Here is a 13,132-nt window from a genome sequence, read left to right on the forward strand (position 1 = left end):
GCCGCTTAGCGCGGGTTGACGCTGCAAGGAACCGGGCCTAGCGGCTGGGACTTAGCGACATTGCCGGAAAAACACTGACTCGGAGGGCCCATGCCTGATCCTGCCAATACGCCTGCGCAACCAGAAGGCGCGACCGGCGTGCTGGTATTGGCCGATGGCACGGTGATCTGGGGCAAGGGCTTCGGCGCGGTTGGCGAGGCCGTGGGCGAGGTGTGCTTCAACACCGCGATGACCGGCTATCAGGAGGTGATGACCGATCCCTCCTACGCCGCGCAGATCGTCACCTTCACCTTTCCGCACATCGGCAACGTCGGCGCCAATGCCGAGGATGTGGAGAGTCAGGTCGAAGGCGCGGTTGGCTGCGTGGTGCGGGAGGAAGTGACCCCGCACTCCAGCTTTCGTGCGGAGCAGGAACTGGGCGACTGGCTCAGCGCAAAGGGCAAGATCGGTCTGGCGGGCGTGGATACCCGCGCGCTCACCCGCCGCATCCGCCTGTCGGGCGCACCGAACGCGGTGATCGCGCATCATCCCAAGGGCAAGTTCGACCTCGCCAAGCTGCTGCAGCGGGCGCGCGAGTGGCCGGGGCTTGAGGGCATGGACCTCGCCCAGCGGGTGAGCCGCGAGAAGCAAGAGCAATGGGGCGGCGGCGCGTGGGAACTAGGCAAGGGTTATGGCCGCGCGGACTGGAACGGCAAGCCGCACGTGGTCGCGATCGACTATGGCAGCAAGGACAACATCTTCCGCAACCTGGCGCAGGCCGGGGCGCGGGTGACGGTGGTGCCGGCGCAGACCTCGCTGGCCGAGATCGAGGCGCTGAAGCCTGACGGGGTGTTCCTATCCAACGGCCCCGGTGATCCCGCGGCGACCGGCGCCTACGCGGTGCCGACGGTGAAGGCGCTGCTGGACAAGGACGTGCCGATCTTCGGCATCTGCCTCGGCCACCAGATCCTCGGCCTCGCCGCCGGGGCGCGGACGAGCAAGATGCACCAGGGCCACCGCGGCGCGAACCACCCGGTCAAGCGGCTGGAAGACGGCGTGGTCGAGATCACCTCGATGAATCACGGCTTTGCGGTCGACAACACTGCGCTGCCGGAGGGGGTGGAGGAGACCCATGTCAGCCTGTTCGACGGGAGCAACTGCGGGATCGCTATCAAGGGCAAGCGCGCCTTCGGCGTCCAGTACCACCCCGAAGCGAGCCCTGGGCCACAGGACAGCTTCTACCTGTTCGAGAAGTTCGTGGGGATGTTGGGGTGAGGCGAACCAAGCTAATTTGGTTCGCATTAGGGGCTGGTGTCACAGCCATCATAGCCGTTTTTGCAAAGCAATTTGCTCCCGCCCCCGCACAACCGGAAACGGCGATCCTCGAGTTGATTGAGCCTGAGCGTCTGGGGGCGCAAGACAATGTCCGAGACGCGGATATGATCGCCAACGCGACGGGCGACCTAGCTCGGAATTGCGGAGCGAAGTTCTTCGAGACAACGTTTCTCTACAACGACCACTCTCCGACCACGGAGATTGCTTTGGTTCCTGCGAACAAGAAAGCGGTCGACTGCATTCTCGCAGAGACAGCCAAGCGTGCCATCCAAGCCAACATTATCTACCGCAAGGCGAGTAATGCCCAAACGCACTGACATCTCTTCAATCCTCGTCATCGGCGCCGGTCCTATCGTCATCGGGCAGGCGTGCGAGTTCGATTATTCGGGCACGCAGGCGATCAAGGCGTTGAAGGAGGAGGGGTACCGGGTGATCCTGGTCAACTCCAACCCCGCCACGATCATGACCGATCCCGAGTTCGCCGACGCCACCTATGTCGAGCCGATCACGCCCGAGATCGTCGCCAAGATCATCGAGAAGGAGCGGCCCGACGCGGTGCTGCCGACCATGGGCGGGCAGACCGCGCTCAATTGCGCGCTCGACCTATTCAATGACGGCACTCTCGCCAAGTACGGCGTGCAGATGATCGGCGCCGACGCCGACGCGATCGACAAGGCGGAGAACCGCCAGCGCTTCCGCGAGGCGATGGACAAAATCGGGCTCGAAAGCGCACGCAGCGGGGTGGCCACCACTGTCGAGCAGGCGTTCGCGGTACTCGAGCGGACCGGGTTGCCCTCGATCATCCGGCCGAGCTTCACCCTCGGCGGCACCGGCGGCGGGATCGCCTACAACAAGGCTGAGTTCGAGCGGATCGTTCGCGAGGGTCTGGACGCCAGCCCGACCACCGAAGTCCTGATCGAGGAATCGCTGCTCGGCTGGAAAGAGTACGAGATGGAGGTCGTCCGCGACCGGAACGACAACGCGATCATCATCTGCGCCATCGAGAATGTCGATCCGATGGGAGTACATACCGGGGACTCGATAACGGTCGCTCCCGCGCTGACGCTGACCGACAAGGAATACCAGATCATGCGGTCGGCGAGCATCGCCGTGCTGCGCGAAATCGGTGTGGAAACAGGCGGTTCGAACGTCCAGTTCGCAGTCGATCCGAAGTCTGGCCGGCTGATCGTCATCGAGATGAACCCGCGCGTCTCGCGATCTTCGGCGCTGGCGTCCAAGGCGACCGGCTTTCCGATCGCTCGCGTGGCGGCGAAGCTTGCGGTTGGCTACACGCTGGACGAGATCACCAACGAGATCACCGGTGCCACGCCCGCCGCGTTCGAGCCGACGATCGACTATGTCGTCACCAAGATCCCGCGCTTCGCGTTCGAGAAGTTCAAGGGCGCGAAGAACGAGCTGTCCACCGCCATGAAGTCGGTCGGCGAAGTGATGGCTATCGGTCGCAACTTTCAGGAATCGTTGCAGAAAGCGCTGCGCGGTCTGGAAACCGGGCTCGACGGTTTCAACCGCGTCGTCGAGCTTGAGGGCGCGCCCAGGGACGAAATCTTCGCCTCGCTCAGCAAGCGCACGCCCGACCGCCTGCTGAAGGTCGCGCAGGCTTTCCGCGAAGACATCGAACTGGCGGAAATCGCCCGGATCACAGGCTACGATCCATGGTTCCTGCGCCAGATCGAAGCGATCATCTACGAAGAGAAGATGCTGGGCCATCAAGGTTTGCCGCGAACCGCTCAGGAAATGCGGCGGCTGAAGGCGATGGGCTTTTCCGACAAGCGGCTCGCCACGCTGGCGGTGCGCTCGGTCGGTGTCGCGGGCGGATTGGGCGAAACTCAGGCCAAGCGGGCAGGGCTGCTGCACGACACCCTGCGCGCGATGGCCGGTGCCACCAGCGAAGCGGAGGTGCGCGATTTGCGCCGCAAGCTGGGCGTGTTCCCGGTGTTCAAGCGCATCGACAGCTGCGCCGCCGAATTCGAGGCGGTCACGCCGTACATGTATTCGACATACGAGGCGCCGACGTTTGGCGAGCCGGAGGACGAAGCAGCCCCCAGCGACCGCCGCAAGATCGTCATTCTTGGCGGTGGGCCGAACCGGATCGGGCAGGGCATCGAGTTCGATTACTGCTGCGTCCACGCCTGTTTCGCGCTCAGCGAGGCGGGGTATGAGACGATCATGGTCAACTGCAATCCGGAAACGGTGAGCACCGACTATGACACCTCGGACCGGTTGTATTTCGAACCCTTAACTGCCGAAGATGTCCTGGAAATCCTGCGGGTCGAGCAGTCGCGCGGCGAGCTGGTCGGGGTGATCGTCCAGTTTGGCGGGCAGACTCCGCTCAAGCTGGCGCAGGCGCTGGAGGACGAAGGCATTCCGATTCTGGGCACCTCGCCCGACGCCATCGACCTTGCCGAGGACAGGGAGCGGTTCGCCAAGCTGGTGACCAAGCTCAATCTCAAGCAACCCGCCAACGGCCTGGCGCGCACCCGGGACGAAGCGGCCGCTATCGCGCGGCGCATTGGCTATCCGGTCCTGTTGCGGCCCAGCTATGTGCTCGGCGGGCGCGCGATGGAGATCGTCGACAGCGAGGCGCAGCTCGACAACTACATCGCCACCGCGGTCAATGTCAGTGGCGACAGCCCGGTGCTGGTCGACCAGTACCTGCGCGATGCGATCGAATGCGATGTCGATGCCTTGTGTGACGGTACCGAGGTGCGGATCGCCGGCGTCATGCAGCACATCGAGGAAGCCGGGGTCCACTCGGGCGACAGTGCCTGCACCCTTCCGCCGTACAGCTTGTCATCTGAAATCGTCGCCGAGATGGAGCGCCAGGCCGAGGCGCTGGCCATGGCTCTCGGCGTGCGTGGGCTGATGAACATCCAGTTCGCGGTGAAGGGCGATGACGTTTACCTGATCGAGGTGAACCCCCGCGCCAGCCGCACGGTGCCGTTCGTCGCCAAGGCGATCGGCCAGCCGGTCGCCAAGATCGCCGCGCGGGTGATGGCCGGCGAGCCGCTGTCGAGCTTCCCGCCGTTCAAGCGGACGTTCAACTACATGGCGGTGAAAGAAGCGGTCTTTCCCTTTGCACGCTTCCCCGGCTCCGACTCCGTGCTTGGCCCGGAGATGAAATCCACCGGCGAGGTCATGGGCATCGACCGCGATTTCCCGACTGCCTTCCTCAAGTCGCAGTTGGGCGCCGGCGACACCCTGCCGCATGATGGCGTGCTGTTCGTGTCGGTGAAGGACAGCGATAAGGCCGCAATCGTTCCGGCAGTCAGGGCGCTCATCGAGCATGGCTTCACCGCCGTCGCGACCGGCGGAACGCAGCGCTTCCTCGCGGAACAGGGACTCGCGGTCGAAAGGGTCAACAAGGTGGCCGAAGGGCAGCCGCACATCGTCGACCGGATCATCGACCGCGATATCGCGCTGATCTTCAACACCACCGAAGGCTGGCAGTCCCTGCTCGACAGCCAGTCGATCCGCGCGAGCGCTCTCGCAACCAAGGTGCCGTACTACACCACCGCGGCAGCGAGCCTGGCGGTTACTCGCGCGATTACCGAGGTGAAGGCCAGTCAGCTTGCAGTGCGACCGCTGCAGGACTATTATAGCTGACAAACACCACGCGTTCTCCCCGACATCGCGACCGGCACGAGGTTGTCTCTCCGGCAGCCACCCTCGCGAATTGTCCGAGCGCACGAGCAGATTAGAAAGATACGGATGGCTACGATGGAAAAAGTGCCGATGCTGGCCGAAGGTTACGAGCGGATCACCGCGGACCTGAAAGTGCTGCGCGCTGAACGGCCCAAGATCGTCGATGCGATCGAGGAGGCTCGCGCTCACGGAGATTTGTCCGAGAACGCGGAATATCACGCGGCAAAGGAACGTCAGGGCCAGGTCGAAGCGCAGATCGCCGATCTGGAAGACCGCATCACCCGCGCCCAGATCATCGATCCGGCCTCGCTGTCAGGCGACCGCATCGTGTTTGGAGCGACGGTGACTTTGCTCGACGACGAAGAGAAGCCGGTGAAGTACCAGATCGTCGGTCAGACCGAAGCAGACGCCAAGCAGGGGCGCATCAGCTACAACTCACCGCTCGGCCGTGCGCTGATCACCAAGAAGGTTGGCGATGAGATCGAGGTCACCGTGCCGTCGGGCGACAAGTTCTATCTCGTCGAGAAAGTCGAGTTCATCTAGACAACCCGACAGCCTGGATACCCGTCGGCACTAGCGTTCCCCGCCTGACGCGGTCCGAGCCGACGCAGGTCTCCTACAAGCCGAACTAGCTGCCGACCGCTACGCGATGGCGCGCGCGCGGTGTGTTAGGTCGTGGCAGGGGCGGGCGCTCGTGGGTGACTGCCCATTCGTGGCTCGATCGGCGTGACGTTCGCCGTTAATTCCCGCTGAGCACCGTTGTCGCCAGGGTAACGGTCATCTCGCTACGGTCGGTCGATGATGCTAGTTGCCCTCCGCCCCGGGGTCGAGCAACCGGTGGAGGTGGACGATTACGAACTTCATCTCTGCATCGTCGACAGTGCGTTGCGCAGCGCTGCGCCAAGCCTCGAGCGCTGTCGGATAATCGGGGAAGATGCCCACCACTTCCACGGCATTGAGATCCTGGAACTGAAGCGTCTGCGGGTCGGCTACGCGGCCACCCATGACGAGGTGGAGCAACTGCTTCTTGTCGGTCATCGATCAATCCTTGGGGAGAATTCGCGCGCCCCATAGGCAAACCGGCGCGGCAGGGGAACCCCGCCGCGCCGATCGGTTGCGTTTAGTCAAATGGCTTAGTTGGTAATGCGCGAGCGCAGATCGCGGAATGTGCGGGCTGCGCGATTTCCCGCGTCACGTCCGACGGTACCGGCTTCGTCGGCGAAGCCTGCCGCGCTTCTGCGAACGGTGCGCGCGCCTTGGCCCAAGGCGTCTCCCAGATCGCCCAGCTTGTCCTGTCCTGACCGCGCCGCGCTGCTGGCGTTATCGAGGGCCTGCGACCCATAGCTGACGGCAAGGTCAGCGAGCATGCCGGCCCATGCCGCACCCTGTTTGGTCGCCCGCTTCCGCAAACGGCGGCCGGGGCCTGGGACGAGGGAGGCGATCAGAACGCCGATTGCTGCGGCGCCTAGGACGGTCGTGATCGGATGTTCCTTGGCGAACGACGTCGCTCTGTCACGCGTTTCGCGCGCATAGTCACCGAACGATTGCTCGCCGCTCCGCTCTTGGTTACGCTTCTCGGCGGCGTCGATCTTGTTCTTGAGTTCAGTACGCTTTTGGCTGTCGGTCATAGTTACCGGATCCCTGAAAGTGTGGCTCGGTCGTCAACGGCTCTGCGTTGGTTCATGTTCCGGGGTGGGCTCGCTGTCTGTAAGGAGGTCGATGATCGGATGACGAGCGAACCACAGGACAATTGCCACGACCAGCGCCGCAACCGCCCCCTTGTTGTCCTCGGTCACCGCCACAGCCTCATCGAGCACGTCGGCGGCGCCTTCGGTCAAGTGATGCTTGATACGGTCGGATAGTCCGCGGGCGGCGTAATTTGCCCGCAGGTTCGCAAGATCCGCATCCACCAGCGCGCGCGCCGCATCGCGCACCCTGCGGTCCTCGCGAAAATTCCGCTCGAGCTGATCGGTCATCGCCGGGAGTCTCCGCTGAACGCCATCGACAGTGCCCCGAACCGCCGCTTCGCGATCACGCCCAGCACGATGCCGCCGATCAGGAGCAAGCCGACCACGACCGCCACTGCTCCCCACCGTCCGATTGCCGGTGCCAGGGCGTAGACCGCTCCGATGGCCAGCGTAATCAGGGCAAGATGCAGCAGGATCAGGGCGCCGACCGCGAAGATCGCGCCGGATCGTCCGCGATTGGCCACCAAGGCTACGCGGCTCTTCTGAAATTGCAGCTCCGCCTCGACGTACGTCTTGCCGTCATCGATCAGCGCGCGGACATCGTCGCGCAGGGAATGGTCGGCTAACGACGCAGGATCTTCCGCCGGCGCATGGCCGGCGGAAGCATTCAAACCAGGTTGGAGTTCGCTCAAGGTGCCCTCCCGGGAACGGAAGGGGTCAGTCGTTCGAACTGCGGAACATCCGCGCTAGCAAGAAACCGCCCACAGCGGCGATGCCGATTGCGAGGCCAGGGCTCTTACGGACGAACTCGCGTGCGTCCTCGCCGATCTCGTCTACCGACTTGGCTTCCAGCCGCGCCGATGCATCCTGGAGCGAACGCGATGCGGTGCGGGCGTAGTCGCCGTACTTGGCGCCCAGCTTTTCATCTACCGTCGGAGCGGTGTCGAACACCGCCCGGCCCAACGCAGCGATGGCTTCAGCGACCCGGCCCTTGCCGTCCACCGCCAGTTCTCCGGCCTTGCCGCGCGCCTGATCACCGTAAGTCTTGGCTTCCGCCACCCAATCCTGACTGTGGCTGCGCGCCTGGTCGCGGTACGCAGCCGCACGTTCTGTTGCCTCGCTGCGCAGAGCAGCGGCGCCAGCTTTTGCCTCTTGCAAGGCAGCATTGAACCGGCCCTTGGCCTCGGCCGTGTTGCTGTTCATCGTCGCGGCAGTAGCCGCTCCGGTGTCAGTCCCCGCGGCGTTGGCACCGGCGCCTGCGATGGCGGCGTCAGCCGACAGGTTGCTGCTGCTCGCCTTGCGCGTGGTCTTGGGTTTGGGAGTCTGGGTCGGCTCAGCCATGTGGTTTGTCCTTCTTGCCCTCGAATACACAAATCGCCGCCGGCCGTGGGCCGGGGGATATTGCTTGGTGAACGCGACTTGCGCCGCATAGTTCCGCCTCATACAGGGCGGCTGCCCTCGATATGGCACTGTCTTAACCCGATACAACACCCTCTTGTCTGGAGCACCCCCATGACCGCGATTATCGACATTCACGGGCGCGAGATCCTCGACAGTCGCGGCAATCCGACGGTCGAAGTGGACGTGGTCCTGGAAGACGGCAGCTTCGGTCGCGCCGCGGTTCCGTCAGGCGCCAGCACAGGTGCCCATGAAGCGGTCGAGTTGCGCGACGGTGACGCAACCCGTTTCATGGGCAAGGGCGTGACCAAGGCGATCGAGGCCGTCAACGGCGAGCTGCGCGAACTGCTCACCGGCGTCGATGCGGAAGACCAGCGCGATATCGACCTGGGAATGATCGAGGCGGATGGAACCGACAACAAGAGCCGCCTGGGTGCCAACGCGATTCTCGGTGTAAGTCTGGCGGTCGCCAAGGCCGCGGCCGATGCGCGCGGATTGCCCCTCTACAGCTATATCGGTGGGGTTGCCGCGCACGTGTTGCCAGTCCCCATGATGAACATCATCAATGGCGGCGAGCACGCCGACAATCCGATCGACGTGCAGGAATTCATGATCATGCCGATCGGCGCGCCCACATTGGCGGAAGCCGTGCGTTGGGGTGCGGAGGTGTTTCACACTCTCAAGAAAGCTCTGCACCAGAAGGGTCTTTCGACCGCCGTGGGGGACGAGGGCGGCTTCGCGCCCGATCTCGCCAGCACCAGCGCCGCCCTCGATTTCATCATGAGTTCGATCGAGCAGGCGGGGTTCAAGCCGGGCGAGGACATCGCGCTGGCGCTCGACTGCGCGGCGACCGAGTATTTCGACGGCGGGAAGTACGCGATGACTGGTGAAGGCCTGTCGCTGTCGCCGCAAGAAAACGCCGAATTCCTGGCACAGTTGTGTGATGCCTACCCGATCCGGTCGATCGAGGATGGCATGAGCGAAGACGACTTCGAGGGCTGGAAAGCATTGACCGACCGGGTCGGGGGGACGGTCCAGCTTGTCGGCGACGACCTGTTCGTCACCAACCCGCGCCGCCTGCAGATGGGGATTGGCAAAGGCCTCGCGAATTCGCTGCTGGTGAAGGTGAACCAGATCGGCACCTTGACCGAAACCCTCGAGGCGGTCAGCCTTGCACAGCGATCGGGCTACACCGCCGTCATGAGCCACCGGTCAGGTGAAACGGAGGATTCCACCATCGCGGATCTCGCGGTCGCCACCAATTGCGGACAGATAAAGACTGGCAGCCTCGCGCGCTCGGACCGGTTGGCAAAGTACAACCAGTTGATCCGCATCGAGGAGGAACTGGGCACCAGCGCGGTGTACCCGGGCGCAGCGTGCTTGGGCCGTCTGGCGGGCTGAGCGACTTTTCGACGAAAGACGGTTGTACGGGGATCAAGTCTGTTTCGTACCGGCACTGACGCTCCTAGACGGTGGCGATTGCAACCGTTCGGTTCGGGAGAGTCGCCGATGAATACCCGTTTGATGGCCGCCTTGATGCTCGGCGTCGCCACCGCGACGTTGGGGCCTGTCGCTTGCGACATGGCCGCGACCGAGATCGCCTCGACCCCCGGCACCGAGATCGGGATCCGCAAGGACTGGATGGATATCTCGGCCAAGCCGGGGGACGACTGGTATCAGTACGCCAACGGCGGGTGGCTGGCAAAAACCGAGATTCCGGCAGACCGCTCGGGCGTAGGCGGATTCTGGATCGCGGACCAGCAGACCGAGAAGAACCTGGAGGCGCTGCTTTCCGAGATCGTCGCATCGAATCCTGAGGAAGGAAGCGAGGGCGCCAAGGTAAAGGCGTTTTATCAGAGCTACCTCGACACCCAGGCAATCGACGCCGCGGGAATGCAACCGATCGCGGCCGATCTGGCCCGCTTTGCGCAGATTTCCGACAAGACAGCGCTGGCGCAGGTCCTGGGTTCGCAGGTCCGCGCCGACGTCGATCCGCTCAATGCGACCGACTTCGGGACTGAGAACCTGTTCGGGGTGTTCGTGACCCAGGCGCTGAAGGGCGGGGAGGTGGTACCGTACCTGTTGCAGGGCGGCCTGGGCATGCCTGAGCGCGAGTACTACCTCTCGTCCGATCCGAAGATGGCCGGGCTGCGCACCGGGTACCGGCAATATATCGCCGAACTGCTGACGGCGGCCGATGTCGCCGACGCCGAAGCCAAGGCGCAGCGCATCTTCAACCTCGAAATGAAGATCGCGCAGGCGCACGCGAGCCGCGAGGAAAGCGACGATTGGGCGACCGCCAGCAGCTTGTGGTCGCAAGCCGATTTCGCGGCCAATGCGCCGGGGATGGACTGGGACACGTTCTTCAAGGCCGCCAACCTGGATGAGTACCAGACGTTCGACGCCTATCACCCGGGCGCGATCACCAAGCTGTCCGCGCTGGTACAGAGCGAGCCGCTCGACGCGTGGAAGGACTGGCTCGCTTTCCACCAGATCAACAGTCACGCCGATGTTCTGCCGAGCAAGCTCGATCAGCTGCACTTCGCGTTCTATGGCAAGCAGCTGTTCGGCCAGGAACAGCAACGTCCGCGCGACAAGCGGGCGCTGGCTGCGCTGAACGAATACATGGGCGATGCGCTGGGCAAGCTTTACGCCGAAAAGTACTTCCCCGCCTCGGCCAAGACCGAAATCCAGGGCATGGTCGACAACATCAAGACCGCGTTCGCCAACCGGATCGAGGCGCTCGACTGGATGGCGCCCGAAACGAAGGCGGAAGCCAAAAAGAAGGTTGAAACGATGGCGGTCGGGGTCGGGTATCCTGACATCTGGGTCGATTACGGCAACCTGACGATCGACCCCAAGAACCCTTATGCCAGCGTGCTCGCGGCGGAGCGCGCACATTACCAGCAGCAGCTTGGCAAGATCGGGAAGCCGCTCGACAAGAACGAGTGGTGGATGAACGCGCAGCTGGTCAACGCGGTTAACCTGCCGGTGCAGAATGCGCTGAACTTCCCCGCCGCGATCCTGCAGCCGCCATTCTTCGATGCCAAGGCTGATCCAGCGTTCAACTACGGCGCGATCGGAGCAGTGATCGGCCACGAGATCAGCCACAGTTTCGACAACAATGGCGCGGCATTCGATTCCACCGGCGCGATGCGCAACTGGTGGACCGACGCCGACAAGCAGAAGTTCGACGAGGCGGGCAAGGCGCTCGCCGCGCAGTACGACACGTACGAGCCGTTCCCGGGGCTCAACGTGAAGGGTGAGCTCACCCTGGGCGAGAACATCGCCGATATCGCCGGCCTGCAGGCATCATACGATGCTTACCGCGCCTCGTTGAATGGCAAGGATGCGCCGGTGATCGACGGCTTCACCGGCGACCAGCGCTTTTTCATCGCCTATGCGCAAGCCTGGGCGAGCAAGATGCGCGAAGCTGCGCTGCGCCAGCGGATCGCCACTGATGGCCACGCTCCGGCCCAGTACCGGGCGCTCACCGTGCGAAACATGCCCGAATGGTACGCCGCGTTTGGCGTGAAGGAAGGTGACAAGCTGTACCTAGCGCCGGATCAGCGCGTGAAAGTCTGGTGATCGGCGGCGGGGGAAGGGCTAAGCCCGCTCCTCCGCTTCCACCTCGTGCTCAATCTTCTTTACGACCGGCTCGAGCCGATCCATGACCTTGCGGTTCTTCGGGCTCAGCAGGTACTGCCATACCCCGTATGCATTGATGATCAGCAGCACGCCGTTCATCGCCGCGATCGGCAGGGCGTCGCTGGTCAGGCCCGACACGACCCAGGTTATGGCCACGGCGCAGAAGAGCACGAACCCGAAACCCGTGACGCGCCGGCCGAGATCGGCGGCGACCAGACCGGCAGCGATCATCGTTCCGATCGCGGCAATCCATTCAAGCGGTCCGTCCATGATACCCCCGTGCGCAAGCTCGATTGTCATAAGCGACGGCAACCCGTAGCGTTCCTCGCAAAGAGGGAGAGAGCGTGAGCGGATTTCCAGCGCACCCGTCGGCCGTGAGCGCCGAATGGCTGACCGAACGCCTGCAAGCGTCTGGAGAGTTAGAGCGCGGGCGAGTGACAAGCGTCGACTGGCAGCCGATCGGCACGGGCCAGGTGGGCGACAGCGTTCGCTTCATGATCGCGTACGAAGGGGGCGAAGGGCCGGCGACCCTGGCCGGCAAGTTTCCGGCGGCCGACACCACGAGCCGCGGCACAGCAGCGGCGTTCGGGCTATATCGCAAGGAAGTGCTGTTTTACCGGGAATTGGCATCGCGGTTGCACGTGCGCGTTCCGCAAACCTATGCCGCAGAGGTCGATGACGCCGGATCCGATTTTATCCTGCTGTTCGAAGACCTGGGTCCATGCCGCCAGGGAAATCAGCTTGGCGGCTGTTCGTTGGCCGAGGCCCGACAGGCGATCCGCCAGGCTGCCGCCATCCATGCGCCCAGCTGGAACAACGCGGAGATGATCGACCGCGAGTGGCTGCACATGCGGCCTGAAGCGCTAGCGCAGGTCAAGGCGCTATATCCGCAGGCGCAGGCCATCTTCGCCGAGCGTTACGCCGATACGCTCGAACCCGAACTGATGCAGGTGTGCGCCGAACTGAACGAGGCGAATGAACAGTGGTTCGGCCGCGAAGGGGGCGATCGCTGCCTCATTCACGGCGATTTCCGGCTCGACAACATGCTGTTCGACATCCGCGGCGGGGCCGAACCGATCGCGGTGCTCGACTGGCAGACCGTGGCGGTCGGCAGCGGGTTGACCGATCTGGGCTATTTCCTCGGCTGCGGCATCGGCGATGACTTGCGGCGCGAGGCGGAGGGCGAACTGATCAATCTCTACTGTGCCGAGATGACCGGACGGGGGATCGCATTATCTCGTGACGCGGTGTGGGATGATTACCGGCTGGGTGCACTGCACGGGGTGTCCACCGCCGTGTTCAGTGCCGCTTTCGTCGAGCGCACGGAGCGCGGGGACGCCAACTTCCTGTCGATGGCGCGGGGTGCTTGCGCGCTCGCACGAGAACACCAGTCCAGCGATCTACTGACTGGAAAGGCCTGA

13 protein-coding genes are annotated in these 13,132 nt (G+C 63.8%); 7 read left to right on the plus strand and 6 right to left on the minus strand.

Going from position 1 to position 13,132, the window contains the following annotated elements; translation table 11 throughout:
- Nucleotides 1–90: 90 nt before the first annotated feature.
- The 4 genes from carA (at nt 91) to greA (ending at nt 5,520) form a co-directional block, all read left to right on the plus strand.
- Entirely contained in the window at nt 91–1,254 is a 1,164-nt protein-coding gene (gene carA, locus C0V74_RS01610; protein ID WP_143250334.1) for a glutamine-hydrolyzing carbamoyl-phosphate synthase small subunit, read from the plus strand.
- Nucleotides 1,251–1,631 carry a hypothetical protein gene (locus C0V74_RS01615; RefSeq protein ID WP_143250335.1) on the plus strand — a complete coding sequence of 127 codons (381 nt, stop codon included), beginning with the start codon at nt 1,251–1,253 and terminating at the stop codon, nt 1,629–1,631. The genes carA and C0V74_RS01615 overlap by 4 nt, the downstream gene beginning before the upstream one ends.
- On the plus strand, nt 1,615–4,938 hold the full coding sequence (gene carB / locus C0V74_RS01620; RefSeq protein ID WP_143250336.1) for a carbamoyl-phosphate synthase large subunit: 3,324 nt from the start codon (nt 1,615–1,617) through the stop codon (nt 4,936–4,938). Before C0V74_RS01615 ends, carB begins: the two co-directional genes overlap by 17 nt.
- Before the next feature lie 105 nt (nt 4,939–5,043).
- On the plus strand, nt 5,044–5,520 hold the full coding sequence (gene greA, locus C0V74_RS01625) for a transcription elongation factor GreA (RefSeq protein WP_131623213.1): 477 nt from the start codon (nt 5,044–5,046) through the stop codon (nt 5,518–5,520).
- A 261-nt stretch (nt 5,521–5,781) separates the two neighbouring features.
- Here the strand turns inward: greA and C0V74_RS01630 are convergent, their stop codons facing one another.
- The 5 genes from C0V74_RS01630 to C0V74_RS01650 form a co-directional block, all read right to left on the minus strand.
- The gene (locus tag C0V74_RS01630; protein WP_131623211.1) at nt 5,782–6,015 is read right to left on the minus strand and encodes a DUF4170 domain-containing protein; all 234 of its coding nucleotides are present in this window, start codon (nt 6,013–6,015) and stop codon (nt 5,782–5,784) included.
- 95 nt (nt 6,016–6,110) lie between these two features.
- Entirely contained in the window at nt 6,111–6,605 is a 495-nt protein-coding gene (locus tag C0V74_RS01635) for a hypothetical protein (RefSeq protein ID WP_143250337.1), read from the minus strand.
- A 33-nt stretch (nt 6,606–6,638) separates the two neighbouring features.
- Nucleotides 6,639–6,953 (minus strand): hypothetical protein, encoded by a 315-nt coding sequence (locus C0V74_RS01640; protein ID WP_143250338.1) that lies wholly within the window; start codon nt 6,951–6,953, stop codon nt 6,639–6,641.
- Nucleotides 6,950–7,357, minus strand: a complete 408-nt coding sequence (locus tag C0V74_RS01645) for a phage holin family protein (protein WP_143250339.1) — start codon at nt 7,355–7,357, stop codon at nt 6,950–6,952. Before C0V74_RS01645 ends, C0V74_RS01640 begins: the two co-directional genes overlap by 4 nt.
- Nucleotides 7,358–7,382: 25 nt before the next feature.
- Nucleotides 7,383–8,006, minus strand: coding sequence for a hypothetical protein (locus C0V74_RS01650; protein ID WP_143250340.1), 624 nt, complete (start codon nt 8,004–8,006; stop codon nt 7,383–7,385).
- A 171-nt stretch (nt 8,007–8,177) separates the two neighbouring features.
- On the opposite strand from C0V74_RS01650, the gene eno reads away from it, so the two are divergent.
- Complete coding sequence (eno, locus tag C0V74_RS01655; protein ID WP_143250341.1) at nt 8,178–9,464, plus strand: phosphopyruvate hydratase; 1,287 nt, start codon at nt 8,178–8,180, stop codon at nt 9,462–9,464.
- Nucleotides 9,465–9,572: 108 nt separating this feature from the next.
- Nucleotides 9,573–11,651, plus strand: a complete 2,079-nt coding sequence (locus C0V74_RS01660) for a M13 family metallopeptidase (protein WP_143250342.1) — start codon at nt 9,573–9,575, stop codon at nt 11,649–11,651.
- Nucleotides 11,652–11,669: 18 nt separating this feature from the next.
- On the opposite strand, the gene C0V74_RS01665 is transcribed toward C0V74_RS01660, so the two are convergent.
- A complete protein-coding gene (locus tag C0V74_RS01665; protein ID WP_143250343.1) occupies nt 11,670–11,981 on the minus strand; it encodes a hypothetical protein in 312 nt (103 codons plus the stop codon).
- A gap of 74 nt (nt 11,982–12,055) precedes the next feature.
- Here C0V74_RS01665 and C0V74_RS01670 point away from each other — a divergent pair, with 74 nt between their 5' ends.
- Nucleotides 12,056–13,132: a phosphotransferase gene (locus C0V74_RS01670; RefSeq protein ID WP_143250344.1), complete on the plus strand. Its 1,077-nt coding sequence runs from the start codon at nt 12,056–12,058 to the stop codon at nt 13,130–13,132.

It is taken from the genome of Altererythrobacter sp. TH136 (genome assembly GCF_007065885.1).
In the GTDB taxonomy this organism is placed as follows: domain Bacteria; phylum Pseudomonadota; class Alphaproteobacteria; order Sphingomonadales; family Sphingomonadaceae; genus Tsuneonella.

Excerpts from the sequence above, each read along its gene's own strand:
- carA (WP_143250334.1), top strand. The coding sequence starts at position 91 with ATGCCTGATCCTGCCAATACGCCTGCGCAACCAGAAGGCGCGACCGGC.
- carB (WP_143250336.1), top strand. The coding sequence starts at position 1,615 with ATGCCCAAACGCACTGACATCTCTTCAATCCTCGTCATCGGCGCCGGT.
- greA (WP_131623213.1), top strand. The coding sequence starts at position 5,044 with ATGGCTACGATGGAAAAAGTGCCGATGCTGGCCGAAGGTTACGAGCGG.
- C0V74_RS01630 (WP_131623211.1), bottom strand. The coding sequence starts at position 6,015 with ATGACCGACAAGAAGCAGTTGCTCCACCTCGTCATGGGTGGCCGCGTA.
- C0V74_RS01635 (WP_143250337.1), bottom strand. The coding sequence starts at position 6,605 with ATGACCGACAGCCAAAAGCGTACTGAACTCAAGAACAAGATCGACGCC.
- C0V74_RS01640 (WP_143250338.1), bottom strand. The coding sequence starts at position 6,953 with ATGACCGATCAGCTCGAGCGGAATTTTCGCGAGGACCGCAGGGTGCGC.
- C0V74_RS01650 (WP_143250340.1), bottom strand. The coding sequence starts at position 8,006 with ATGGCTGAGCCGACCCAGACTCCCAAACCCAAGACCACGCGCAAGGCG.
- eno (WP_143250341.1), top strand. The coding sequence starts at position 8,178 with ATGACCGCGATTATCGACATTCACGGGCGCGAGATCCTCGACAGTCGC.
- C0V74_RS01660 (WP_143250342.1), top strand. The coding sequence starts at position 9,573 with ATGAATACCCGTTTGATGGCCGCCTTGATGCTCGGCGTCGCCACCGCG.
- C0V74_RS01665 (WP_143250343.1), bottom strand. The coding sequence starts at position 11,981 with ATGGACGGACCGCTTGAATGGATTGCCGCGATCGGAACGATGATCGCT.